Genomic DNA, 13,060 nt, shown 5'->3' on the forward strand with positions numbered 1-13,060 from the left:
CCACCACCTTTTGTAACTTCATGCTGCTGGTACGACGGGGGATTCTTGTTGTCGGCTTCCTCATTGAATATTCAACTGCTGCTTGATGCCAGCTACAATCGCCAAGGCGACTCTGTTTTGGAAGTTCTCGTCGAACATGAGCTCCGTATCGCCTTCATTGGACAAGTAGCCAACTTCGAGCAATACAGCAGGCATGTTAGTTACTTTTACCACGCGGAAGGGTTGTTGACGCACCCCACGATCGGCCAGCCCCGTTGCTGCAACCAAATAGTCATGCATCGTTTGCGCAAAACCGGCACTATCTTCCTTATAATAGTAGGTTTCCGTTCCCGTAGAGGTCGACTTATAGGCGTTGCCATGAATGGAAACAAACAGATGGGCTAACCGGTCATTCGCAAAGCTGGCACGGTCATCCAATGGAATAAAGGTATCATTATTTCGTGTCATAGCAGGCTGGATTTGTGCTTCCTTAAGGAGCAGGTCGTACACTTTTAGCCCCATAATCAAATTAAATTCTTTTTCCGTCCGGCCATTAACGGCTCTGGCACCAGGATCCTGGTCTCCATGTCCGGGATCAATGACAACTCTATATTTGCCGGGCTTTTGCAAGGTACCAACAAGGGCAGCCGTGTTTAAGCCAGCGGTCCAGCTAAGGTCCATCGACTCCTTCATATCAAGCACAACTCGGACTGAAGACGGGCTCATGCTATACAGCGAGTAACGCACATTGCTTACATATACATTTTGGGATACGCTGGAGCCACTTTTGTTCGCCTCATCCTTATAAAGCGAAGGGTCCAGGACGGCATTGGGAATGTCAATGACAATCCGTGAAGGGCTCTGCAGAGTAAAGAAAGTAGGCTTCAGCTCACCGTTATCGGCTTTAACCAATAATTGGGTGGCTGTCATATCAATCGCCTTTATGGTGGATATTTGGTTTCCATCGGCAATGGTGACAGGGTTGTCCACTAATGGTTTATCCGAAGGATTAAGCTGCGGCTGTGCGGCTTCTGGATTCGGTGCAGGAGTTGGAACTACGGCAACAGCGGGCTTTTCTTTCAAATAAACAGCACGTTGTACATCATCCCAGGCGACTTCAATGCCCATATTTTCGGCGATAAAACGCACGGGCAGCAAAGTATTGCCTTCGATCAGCAAAGGTGCGGCATCCAGATTGCTTTTGACCCCATTCATGGTTACGGGCAGCTGGTTGATCACCATTTCGATCTTCAAAGCATCTTTAGTGATTGTGACCCTCTGGGCCTCTTGGTTCCAAGTGACTTTGGAGCCTAGCTGTTCCGCAATAATCCGTACAGGAACCATAGTGACATCCTTAACAATTCGCGGGAAGACCTCGGGCTTTAATTCTTTTCCATTAAAGAACAAAGGCACGCCTCCTGATGCGCTCTGAGGGGCAGCAGCAGATGCCATGACAGGTAGCATAAAGACAATTAGTAGCAATAGTAGGGAGTAGATCAACTTGAACTTCATATTTCACCTCTGATAAATATAATCGTAGTTTGTGGTGGCGCTATACAAGCAGTGAGATACGGACAATTCGCAGGGACAATTCGGCAATTAACTTACATCCAATAGGAGTTGTTTCGATAAAACGGAGTTGGATTTCGACAGGATCGGTTACAAAAACAGCATTACCCCCTCTTCAACAACGTGCAATAAAGAGTTAGACTCCTCAAAATGGAAAACGTTGCATGAAATCGCGAAAAATTTTGGGAATGGAGTCGAAAGTAGTAGAATTAGGCCCGTCTTGTTAGGTTTCAGAAAATTTATGCCACAACAAAGGAATATCCTCTTGGATATCGAATATTTATCATGACTAAACTTATTGACCAACATAAATTAGGTGCCCTTGATAAAAAAGGGGTAACAGGGAATCGGGTGCAAATCCCGAGCGGTCCCGCCACTGTATTCGGGGAGCTTCTTTCCATCAGTCACTTGGTGATAAGCCAGGGAAGACGAAAGACGCTTAGATCCGAGAGCCAGGAGACCTACCTAATTTAACACCCAAACAGCCTTCGTGGATAGAGGAGTGGTGTACGAGCCATGAAACGATGTCATTTCCGATGTCTTCGTTTCTATTGAGACGTACCCAACGCCAATCCGACAGGATTGGTTTTTTTTATGTTCTGTTCGGCAGTTTCGTTTCGATTGTTAAGTGTGACAGTGTTGGCAAGTTGGTAAACTATTTGAGTGGAGGATTTATAATGAAAGTAAAGAGATTGCTTTCTACATTGGTGCTAGTTATGGTATTTACGTTGTATTTCGTCTTTAATGAGCCGCAGTCTGCCTATGCCATGCATATTATGGAGGGTTTTCTTCCGTTGGGGTGGGCCGTATTCTGGTGGATCGTTTTTATCCCTTTCTTCATATTGGGTCTACGCTCCTTGATTAAAATAACGAAGGAAACACCCGAGCTGAAAATTTTACTGGGCTTGGCAGGAGCCTTCACCTTTGTCCTATCTGCACTCAAAATTCCATCGGTTACGGGCAGCAGCTCGCATCCCACAGGCACTGGATTAGGTACAGTGATGTTCGGTCCGCTAGCTATGAGTGTACTCGGCTCGATCGTGTTATTGTTTCAAGCTGTATTACTTGCCCATGGTGGCTTGACTACGCTTGGGGCTAATGCCTTTTCCATGGCAGTCGCAGGGCCAATGGTGGGATATGCCATCTATAAATGGCTGATGAAAGCAACCGGTAAACAAAGGCTAGCTATCTTCTCAGCCGCCGCTATGGCCGATTTGTCGACCTATGTGGTCACCTCGATTCAATTAGCCGTGGCTTTTCCAGCGGAGAGCGGAGGGTTCCTGGCTTCCTTTGCTAAATTCGGCAGTGTATTTGCAATCACCCAAATCCCACTGGCTATTAGTGAAGGGCTTCTTACTGTACTGATATGGAACTGGCTGCAAACGTATAGCTCCGAGGAATTGTCTGTACTGCAGCGTAAAATGAAAGGGGCGAAATAACCATGACCCATCGAACTAAAAATATATTAATGCTAACCGCTGTGATGCTGCTGGCTGTACTGCCGCTAGTTTTGGTAAATGGTGAATTCGGAGGAGCGGATGATGCCGCAGAACAAATCATCACCGAGCTTAACCCTGCCTATGAGCCGTGGTTTTCGTCCCTCTTCGAGCTTCCCGGCGAGACGGAAAGCATGCTGTTTGCACTGCAGGCTGCCATGGGCGCAGGCTTTATTGGGTATACGATTGGTTGGTTGAAGGGTAAATCAGTCAAGCCTGCTAAGAAATGATCAGGCTCATCGATACACTTTCCTATAGGAACAAGCTGCGCTCTGTTTCACCTATGTGGAAATGCGGATTCGCCGCCATTTTATTGCTCTTCTCGTACCTATCCCAGCCAGTCGTCCAGCTTTTAGTAGTCGGCTGGATGCTTGTATGGTCTGTGTTGTACGCACGTACTCCGATCAGGGCATATCTGCTTCTGCTCGGGCTTCCCTGTTTATTTTATGTCAGCAGCCTGCCAGCGATTATGATCGAGATGAGGTCGTTGTCTGCGGATTCGATGGCAGGGATGGGTGCCGGCCAAGTTCTTTTTTCTGTTCTAAATTGGACGTTTTATGTCACTGATGCAGGCCTCTATAAGGCGGGCTTCCTGTTTATGCGGGTGTTGGCTTGCACATCCTGCTTGACCTTTGTTATGCTGAGCACACCGATGTCTGAGCTGTTTCAAGTTATGGGCAAGCTGCGGATGCCTGCATTGGTGCTGGAAATCATGCTGATCATGTACCGGTTTTTATTCCTGCTCACGGAAACCGCCCAGCAGATGTATGTAGCCCAGCAAGCAAGAGGTGGTCAATCCGGGTTCCGTGGCAGGCTTAACGACACGGCGATTCTGGTCGTGCGATTGTTTGGCAAAACGATGCATCGATACAAAGGGCTTTCACATGGATTAATAGCCAGAGGTTTTACGGACGACATACGGATGGCTCCTTATGAGGCAAAGCCAATTCCACTTCGTTATCAATGGGAAAGCTATCTGGGGGTCGCTGGTTTACTTCTGTTAGAGCTGTGGATTCGATGGGGGGACATGCTATGAAATCGATTCTAGAGGCTTATGAGGTTCATTACCGTTATCCCGGTACGGATGCTGAAGCGCTTAGTGGCTTGAGCTTAATCATCCCCTTACATAAAAAAACGGCTATTTGTGGCCATAATGGTTCCGGTAAATCTACATTTTTCTTACATACAATTGGGATTCATCGACCGACATCGGGAACGATCCTTTGGAAGGAAGAACCGTTATCCTACCGTTCGGCGGATATCCAAAAGCTTCGGCAGCAGATCGGGCTTGTTTTCCAGGACCCGGAGCAGCAGCTTATTCTCAACACACCCTATGAGGATATCTCCTATGGTCTACGCAACTCGGGAATGGCTGAGGCAGAAATTAAGCAACGCACCCACCACATGCTTGCTACAATGGGTCTTAGTGACTTGGCGGACACGCCCATTCACCACTTAAGCCTCGGGCAAAAGAAACGGGTGTCGCTTGCTGGTGTGCTGGTGCTGGAGCCGGAGCTGCTTTTGCTGGATGAGCCTACTGCTTATTTGGACCGCTTGTCTGAGCAGCAATTGGTAGACGAGCTCAATCGCATCCACCATAAAGGCATGACCATTGTGATGGCTACACATGATATGAACCTGGCCTATGCCTGGGCGGATTGGATCTTGGTCATGGACCAAGGAAAATGTGTCATGCAAGGAACTCCGCATGAAATCTTTCAGCAGGAGGCGCAGATACAGGCGCTAGGCCTAGAGCTGCCTTTGCTCTTGGATGTATGGCGGGCGCTGCCCGAGGCTATCCGTAGGGATGCCACGCCGCCACGAAGCATAAGCGAGTTTAAGCAGGTAATGGCTAAGTACAAGTAAGATAAGCAAGCGAAGGCAAGCTTATGTAAGAGAAAGTAAGTCCAATTCAAGCCCAAGTAAGCCCACATAAGCTCGAGTAAGCCCATGTAAGCCCAAGTAAGCCCAAGTAAGCCCAAGTAAGCCCAAGTAAGCCTTAGTAAGCCCAAGTAAGCCCAAGTAAGCTTCAAATATAGTGTAAGAAAGTTACGAGCATGCGCAACAAAAGTCCTGTTCTTACAGTAAAATGGTCAAGGGAGGGAAAAAGCATGGATTTTAAATATGTTTTGCCCACTACGGTGGAATGTGGTCTGGGGATTGCCCGTAAGATTGGAGAGATCCTGAAGGCGCGGCAAGTTAAAAGGGTATTCATCGTTACCGATACAGGCGTGCGCCAAGCCGGTTGCTTGGATCCGATCGAGCAGTCGCTCAAGGACCAAGGCGTGAAGTACGACATATTCGACGAAACGGAGCCGAATCCGAGCGAGGGCAGTATCAAGAAGGGGTTGGATGCCCTCAAGGGTACGGATGCCGACCATGTGCTTGCGGTTGGGGGTGGTAGCAGTATCGACACAGCTAAGGCGATAGCGATCATGGCCCAAAATAAGGGGAATATTCTGGATTACGAGGGCGTAGGGAAGCTCCCGAAGCCAGGTTTGCCCCTGGTGGTTATTCCAACTACGGCAGGGACGGGCAGCGAGGTTACGGCCTCGACGATTATAACCAATTCCGAGACGCAATTTAAAACGGCGATAATTAGCCCGTATTTATTTCCACAACTTGCGTTGCTGGATGCGGAAATAACGAGAAGGCTGCCTGCGGATATTACTGCTTCAACAGGTATGGATGCGCTTACGCATGCAATTGAATCGTATGTTTCCAAAGGGGCGACACCGATCAGCCGCGCTTTTGCTCTGCAGGCTATGGAGCTGATTGGGAAGCATTTGCCCAAAGCTTATTTTGTCGGGGATGACATCGACAGCCGGGAGCAAATGCTCGTTGCTTCGATGATGGCTGGAGCTGCGTTTGCCCAGTCGCGCTTGGGCAATGTCCACGCGATTTCCCACACGTTAGGGGGCATCTTTAACATCCCTCACGGAGTTGCCAACGCGGTGCTGCTGCCTTATGTGATGCGTTTCAACCTCCCAGCCTGCCCGGAGAAGATGAAGGATATCGCTTGCGCGCTTGGCGAGGATGTAGCAGGCTTGTCTGTCACTGCTGCGGCTGAGCGGGCTATTGAAGTCGTCGTCTTGCTGAATGAATCGCTGGGCATCCCCAAAACCATCAAGGAGCTTGGTGTCACCTTGGACCAGCTCGGCAAAATGGTAGAGGATTCGATGAGAAGCGGCAATGTATTGATTAATCCCCGGCTAACTAAAGCGAACGATATTAAAAAAATTATCGAAAATGCTTATACGGGGATAACCAATTAACCATCCGCCATCAAGCTGTCATCGACGGTTCCCAATGTTGTGTAACACTTAACGACAAAAAGCCCGATATTACGATGAAAACCAGTAAAATCATCGTTATCGGGCTTTTGCATTCGTACATTAACCGCTACAATTCAAAATCTTTAATTTGGCCTTGTCTAATATATTTGACAAGGCCTCTGACTTCTTTCAGCACCCGCTTCGTGCCAATCTCATGCAGCCACCAATTATCTGCGCGTGATACTTTGTCATCGACCTTGCATATGGAATACTCGATCCAATCCGGCATGTAGGTTTCTAAGGTAAGAAGGCATCTTCTCATATGATAATGTGTAGTCACGACTAGCATTCTGTGGATGCGATGGAGACCTAACGCTCGATCGAGCACGAACAAAGCAGAAATCACATTTTCCTTGGTATGCTTGGACCGGGTCTCAATCATAATATCCGAATCTGCCACCCCAGCTTGGATCGCGCTGCTTTTCATCGTTTTGGATTCGGGTGTGTTGAATACGCCACCTGTAAAGAGGATTTTAGCTGCTCTGCCTTCCTTATAAAGCTCCACAGCTTTGGGCACTCGATAAGTGACAGCATTCCTGCTCCCAAAAACAAAGATGCAATCACCAATTTTTCCATCATCTTCCATATCATTGAACAAAAGCTTATGTACTTGCTCTTTGGTGATGTTATCTACATCGATTTGTGATGCCAGCAAGATGACCATTCCTTTATCTTTCGTGGTAACGCTCTAATAGTTACGCTTCAAGGGTTATTACCCACATTTAGGATCTCTCCACCTTATAAGCCACTTACCACTTGCCAGGTTTTTCACGACTTACGACTTGCCACGTGTTTCTTGCCATTTACCACTTGTTAGATGTTTCTTACCACTTTTTTACCACTTGCATCTTCACCACATGCCTTTTCTACCGTCTTAGTTGGGGATAGGCAGCGGCATTACATATGGTTAATTATTGACGGCGTATCGCACTTCGATACATAAGCATAAGCAGGTAAGGCGTGCCTATAAGTGCCACGACAATACCTGAGGGAATTTCCTTCGGGGCAAGAATGATTTTGCCCAGCATATCGGCTCCGACGAGCAGTAAAGCGCCCATGATGGCGGAGAGCACCACCGAATGGCGGTGATTATGCCCCGTCAGCATGCGTACGGCATGGGGCGCAAGCAGGCCGATAAAGCCGACGGTGCCGACGCTGGCCACAGCGGCAGCAGCTAATGCGACGCCGATGGCAGCGGTGATCAGCCGTGTGCGCTGCAGCTTCAGGCCAAGGCCAATCGAAACCTGGTCGCCGAACGCCAGGAGGTCGACCCGGCGCCCGAGTAGCCAAGCGAGCGGGATCAAAACCGCACAGGCAATTGAGAGCGGGATTAACGTATCCCAGCTTTTGGCATACGTGCTTCCAGCCAGCCAGGCAATTGCGCCCGAGGCCATGATCCCTGATTTGATCACGAGGAATTGAATCACAGCGGAGCCGATCGCAGATATAGCGATGCCGACCAGCACAATGACGAGAGGGTTTAAGCCCTTTCGCCAGGCGAGCAGGTACACGGTGCCCGCTGCAAGAATCGCTCCGGCAAGAGCTGCACCGGGCAGCAGGGCTGCTGGGGCCAGCGGCCATATAATCAGCAGCAGCAAGGCGCCAGCGCCAGCACCAGCGGTAACGCCAACGATCGATGAGTCGGCAAGCGGATTGCGCAGCGCCCCTTGCATCATCGCCCCGGCGACAGCGAGCGCTGCACCGGCCACTGCTGCGACGAGAATCCGCGGAAGGCGCAGGGTGAATACAATGTTCCGCGAAAATTCAGAGCCGCCGCCTGTCCATATCGCTAATACCTCAGCGAAGGACAGCCTCAAGGAGCCCAGCATGAGGCTACCGGTGATCAGAAGGATCAGCGCCAGGCTGGCTATGGCAACAAGCAGCCCGTAAGGGAGCTTGTTTTTCATGCTGCCGATGCTCATCGAGGACGAGCCCGCTGCTGAACGCTGCTCGCGGATGACCCGAATCGCCAGCCAGATCAGCCAAGGGCCGCCGATAACGGCAGTAACCGCACCGGCCGGGAGCTCGCCAAGTGTGCTGTGAAACATTCGGGCCACGGTGTCGGCTCCCACCAGCACGGCAGCACCCCATAGGGCGCTTGCTGGAAGCAACCAGCGGTGGCGGCGCAGCCCGATTAACCGCACAAGGTGCGGCGCGATCAAGCCGATAAAGCCAATCGGCCCGACTACGCTCACCGTGACACCCGCTAGCAGGATCGCGATGCCGAGTGCGGCTAGCCTGGCGTAGTCGACCTTTTGCCCGAGCGAAGCGGAGGTTTCCTCGCTTAGCTCAAGCAGGTCAAGCGCACGCGAGCATACAATCGCGACCGCGATGCCTATCAGCACCCAAGGCCAGGCATACTGGACACCTGCCCAGTCGTTTTGGATAAGTGAGCCGGAGCCCCAGACGAACAGGCCGGAGGTTTCGTTCTCATAAATCAGCTGGATTGCGCTGGTGAATGAAGACAGCACCAAGGAGACGATCATTCCGGCTAATGCCATCCGGATCGGAGTGCTTTTGCGGCCACCTGCCATAAAATATGACATGACGGTCGCTCCACAGGCACCGATTAAGGCCAGCAGCAGAGGCATGCTTGCCTTAATCCCAGGGAAGAACACAGTAGCGAGCACAATGATAAAGAAAGCTCCTGCATTCAACCCGAGTGTTGATGCGGAAGCTAGTGGATTGCGGGTCACCGTCTGCAGCAGAGCTCCGGCAACGGCGAGTGAAGCGCCAGCCAGCATGGCCATGACAGCCCTTGGCATGCGAACTCCCCGCACCAAATGATGGGCAGGGATATCCTCCGGATAGAGGAGCGCATCAATCGCGGTACGTACCGTGATTGATGCTTCGCCTTGCGTCAAGCTGGTAAACAGCAACGCGGCTAGCGCCAGAAGCCCGCCTCCCAACACAAGCACAGGCTTCCAGCCTAAAGTGCTTGCGAGCCGCTTGGCTAATGAGGGAGGAGCTGTTAATTCAGTGGAAGTGGGCTTCATTTGGTCAGGGCCTGGGTCGTTAATTCAACGATTACTTGGGCAGACAAGGGACCGCCGAATGTCCAGGTCGTGCCGGGCAGCGCGTAAATCCGATTTTCTTTTACAAAGCTGAGCCCTTTCCACACAGCATTGTCTTTAAGCTGCTTTTCAAACACATTGTCCTCAGGCTGGACGATATAAATAAAGTTGGCATTCTGCACGGAAGGCAGCAGCTCTACAGAGCCGGTTGTGAAACCAAGGCTTTCGAATTTAGGTGACTTGAACGCATTTTTCAAGCCAGCGCGTTGTAAAATTTGTACAATCATCGAGTTATCATGGAACATCCGCAGTGACGCTGCATTTTGATTACTGGATGCCTGTGTCAGTGCGAATTCGGCTCCATCCTTTTTGGCTGCCTTCAGCTTCTCTTTGGAATCGGCATATACTTTTTCTAGATCGTTTAGGATTTTATCGGCTTCACTATTTTTGCCTACTAGATCAGCAATGGTTTTGAAGGTAGCTTCCATTACGCTGTATTGGTCGCCTGCACCTTCCAAAGGATAGGCATCAAAAACAATCGTTGGTGCGATTTGCTTCAGCTGCTCGTAATTTTGCTTGGCACGGGAAGCAGCTGTAATGATCAAATCGGGCTTTAAGCCTGCAATTGCTTCCAGATTCGATTCCTGACGTGTGCCCACATCGACCATATTTTCAGCTAGCTGGGGCTTAATATTGACGTTCCTTTTGTATCCTTTGATATCGGCCACACCAGCAGGCTGTATGCCAAGGGCTAACAAGTCCTCCACGAATGACCACTCCAGTACGACAATCTGCTTCGGTGTTCCCTTGATTTCGGCAGTGCCCATGGCATGCTTGATCGTTTTTGTCGTAGAGGCAGATGTGGCGGCGGGCTGTACAGTCGTGGGAGCAGAAGCGCCACCGGCTGGTGCCGGGGTCTGTGGGCTGGCTCCGCATGCTGCGGTGAAAAGTAATAGCGCTGAACATAATAAAGTAGTTACGGGTTTGAATAAAGTACGCATCATACAACTCCTTCATAGGCATTTTTAGGTGGGACTAGGGGATGGGCGAGACCTTGTGTAACGCTAGTTTCTAAGCTGTTCTATATTTCAAAAGGAGCGCCAGAGCGTCGTTGATAATAGTTATCAGTTCACAACTTTAAATGATAATCATTATCATTTAAAAAGTCAATAGGGACGCGCAAGAACTCCGAAGAACGCTTAATGAACCCCCTTTGGTTCTTGGCTGAAGGTTACTTTTTCATTGTATGGTATCTGTGTTGGAGATCCTGCTGGCAGCCAGATAGGAGAAGTAGCCTGCATAATCAGCATAGAGTAACCTTCCAGGTAACAAAGAAGAGAAGGTTCGTACAAATCCCATAAATATATACAGCAGCAACCTCTAAATTTGTACACGTTCAGGAATAATGATCATTGTGTGTTGTGTAGCCAGGAACGTACAATAAAGACAGTTAGCCGCAAGCCTAATCCTCTAAGTAATGGCTTCATAAGTGATCACGACAAGTAGCTCCAACAGGCAGTTCTATAGCGGCGCAAAAGCGACTGAAGTAGCTCCAACGATCAGCTCCAACATACCAAGGGAGGTTACACTTTTGATCACATTAGTACAGGATAGCTTTTCACAGTTCGCAATAGGTCCGTTCCCCTTTGATCCGAAGCATTCTGCAATAGGCGAATACCATTATTATCCGGCAGAAGGAAACCGGGGTGGCTGGTATGACCCGATGGTGTATTACGGATGGACAGGTCCCACTTGGATCATCACGGAGGACCGGGGCATCAAATATATGGAGCAGACCCGGCCGCAGGTGGCGATCAAGGCTGCACATTGGCCGATGCTGGTTAAAGGAGAGGAGGGCTGGCAGGACTACTCGCTGGAAGCAACGGTTCGACCGTTGTCAACGCTCTCCCATGTAGGAATTGCCTTCCGCTACCAGCACGCGAGGCGTTACTATTTTCTGGGATTGGAGGGTGGGAAGCTCCTGCTGTTAAAACGTGACCAAGAGGACATCATTGAGCTGGCGTCGGTTCCATTCAGCTATGATTGTGACCACCATTACCGGCTGAAGATTAGCTGTAGCGGAGCCAAGCTGGCTGCTTCGATTGATGGCACGGAGCTGCTACAGGCTGAGGATAGCGACTATGCATCGGGGAGGATTGGCTTGTCCTCGCGAATGCCTGCGCAGTATTCGAATATAGTTGTGACTATGACAGAATCGCAGCATACCGAGTGGATAACAGCTAGTACCGAGGCAGCTTGGTCGCTTGCCAACCTTCGTAAAAGCTACCCGCAGCCGAGGCTATGGAAAACGATCGATTTTAAAAATTTCGGAACCGCGCGCCAGATCCGTTTTGGGCATTTGAACGGTACAGATGAGCTGCAGCTGGTGCTGGCCCAGCATCAAAAACGTGTATCCCGAGATGCATACGCCCATATTAGCTGCCTGACGGCTATCACTCTCGATGGGGAGGTGCTGTGGCAGCTGGGAGAGCCAAGCATCTTGGAGGATCATTCGTTAATATCAGCAGATTTGCCTTTCCAAATTTGTGATATTGATGGAGATGGATATGACGAGGTCATTGTGGCGCGGAATTTTGAACTGATGATATTGGATGGGCGGACTGGGGAGGTCAAGCATTCGATTCCTACGCCAATGTCAGCAGAAACGGAAGCGACGGGCGAAATATTCAGCTTGCCGTTTAAGCAGTATGCGTTTGACCGCATTAATGTGGATGCGATCCGTATTGCCAATTTTTCAGGAAAAGCTTCACCCACCGATATTTTGATCAAGGATCGCTATAGCCGGGTGTGGGTTTATGATAACGAGTTGAAACCGCTGTGGTTATTCCACGAAGGTATTACCGGCCATTTTCCTTACACGATTGATGTGGATGGCGATGGCAAGGATGAGATGTTCATCGGCTACCATTTGGTTGACCATGATGGCAAGCTAGTGTGGACGCTGCCCGTGCCAACCGACCACACGGATGAGATTTTGATTGGGCATTGGAATCCAAGCTCCAAGGAGCCACTTATTGCGATCGCCTCTGGCGATGAAGGGTTTATGATTGCCAATATGCAAGGGGAAATCGTCCACAAGCATATGATCGGGCACGCCCAACGCGTCAGTATCGCGAACTATAGACCTGACCTGCCAGGACTGGACATGTGCGTAAGCACGTTTTGGGGAGAGCAGGGGATTATCTATTTCTTCGATTGTGAAGGCAAGCTGCTGCATCAAATCGAGTCAGCCAGCAACGGCAATGTGATTACTCCAGTCAATTGGACAGGAGACGGAGTAGATTTGGTGCTGCTGAATGGGAATACACAGCATGGAGGCTTGATCGACGGCCACGGCAGACGGGTAGTCACATTCCCTGAGGACGGGCACCCCGACCTGTGCTCGGAAGTATTGGATATTACCGGGGACGGCAGGGACGAAATTTTGCTGTGGGATACGCAGCGCATGTATATTTACACACAGGACCGCCCGGCCTCGGTGCCAACAGCCGTTGTGCCGGATAAGTATCCCCATTACAATTCCTCCAATTATAGAGGGGAATTTAATTATCCGAAGCCTTCTTGATGCTGCAGTATGGCGTACTGCTCCCATTGATACGGAGTAAAAGACTGTGGTACCAAGTTGATATTGCTTCAGTAACGCATG

The 13,060-nt window shown here is 49.9% G+C and carries 10 protein-coding genes and 1 riboswitch; of the genes, 6 read left to right on the forward strand and 4 right to left on the reverse strand.

Annotated elements, in window-relative coordinates:
- Positions 1–60: 60 nt before the first annotated feature.
- Positions 61–1,491 (reverse strand): N-acetylmuramoyl-L-alanine amidase family protein, encoded by a 1,431-nt coding sequence (locus tag G9U52_RS18725; RefSeq protein WP_166152154.1) that lies wholly within the window; start codon positions 1,489–1,491, stop codon positions 61–63.
- Positions 1,492–1,845: 354 nt separating this feature from the next.
- Positions 1,846–2,031, forward strand: a riboswitch (cobalamin riboswitch).
- A 194-nt stretch (positions 2,032–2,225) separates the two neighbouring features.
- Between G9U52_RS18725 and G9U52_RS18730 the strand changes: the two genes are divergently transcribed.
- The 5 genes from G9U52_RS18730 to G9U52_RS18750 all read left to right on the forward strand — a co-directional run bounded on the left by G9U52_RS18730 (position 2,226) and on the right by G9U52_RS18750 (position 6,319).
- Positions 2,226–2,987: an energy-coupling factor ABC transporter permease gene (locus G9U52_RS18730; RefSeq protein ID WP_166152155.1), complete on the forward strand. Its 762-nt coding sequence runs from the start codon at positions 2,226–2,228 to the stop codon at positions 2,985–2,987.
- Between the two features lie 2 nt (positions 2,988–2,989).
- A complete protein-coding gene (locus tag G9U52_RS18735) occupies positions 2,990–3,274 on the forward strand; it encodes a cobalt ECF transporter S component CbiN (protein WP_166152156.1) in 285 nt (94 codons plus the stop codon).
- A complete protein-coding gene (gene cbiQ / locus G9U52_RS18740) occupies positions 3,271–4,080 on the forward strand; it encodes a cobalt ECF transporter T component CbiQ (RefSeq protein WP_166152157.1) in 810 nt (269 codons plus the stop codon). Before G9U52_RS18735 ends, cbiQ begins: the two co-directional genes overlap by 4 nt.
- Positions 4,077–4,910 (forward strand): energy-coupling factor ABC transporter ATP-binding protein, encoded by an 834-nt coding sequence (locus tag G9U52_RS18745; RefSeq protein ID WP_166152158.1) that lies wholly within the window; start codon positions 4,077–4,079, stop codon positions 4,908–4,910. The genes cbiQ and G9U52_RS18745 overlap by 4 nt, the downstream gene beginning before the upstream one ends.
- Before the next feature lie 245 nt (positions 4,911–5,155).
- Positions 5,156–6,319, forward strand: a complete 1,164-nt coding sequence (locus G9U52_RS18750; protein WP_166152159.1) for an iron-containing alcohol dehydrogenase — start codon at positions 5,156–5,158, stop codon at positions 6,317–6,319.
- A gap of 127 nt (positions 6,320–6,446) precedes the next feature.
- Here the strand turns inward: G9U52_RS18750 and G9U52_RS18755 are convergent, their stop codons facing one another.
- The 3 genes from G9U52_RS18755 to G9U52_RS18765 form a co-directional block, all read right to left on the reverse strand.
- Positions 6,447–7,043, reverse strand: a complete 597-nt coding sequence (locus G9U52_RS18755) for a YdcF family protein (RefSeq protein WP_243767422.1) — start codon at positions 7,041–7,043, stop codon at positions 6,447–6,449.
- A 247-nt stretch (positions 7,044–7,290) separates the two neighbouring features.
- On the reverse strand, positions 7,291–9,375 hold the full coding sequence (locus G9U52_RS18760) for an iron ABC transporter permease (RefSeq protein WP_207953059.1): 2,085 nt from the start codon (positions 9,373–9,375) through the stop codon (positions 7,291–7,293).
- Positions 9,372–10,397: an ABC transporter substrate-binding protein gene (locus G9U52_RS18765; protein WP_243767423.1), complete on the reverse strand. Its 1,026-nt coding sequence runs from the start codon at positions 10,395–10,397 to the stop codon at positions 9,372–9,374. The genes G9U52_RS18760 and G9U52_RS18765 overlap by 4 nt, the downstream gene beginning before the upstream one ends.
- Positions 10,398–10,984: 587 nt before the next feature.
- Between G9U52_RS18765 and G9U52_RS18770 the strand changes: the two genes are divergently transcribed.
- Entirely contained in the window at positions 10,985–12,979 is a 1,995-nt protein-coding gene (locus G9U52_RS18770; protein ID WP_166152162.1) for a hypothetical protein, read from the forward strand.
- Positions 12,980–13,060 lie beyond the last annotated feature (81 nt).

Source organism: Paenibacillus agricola (genome assembly GCF_011440305.1).
In the GTDB taxonomy this organism is placed as follows: Bacteria; Bacillota; Bacilli; order Paenibacillales; family NBRC-103111; genus Paenibacillus_S; species Paenibacillus_S agricola.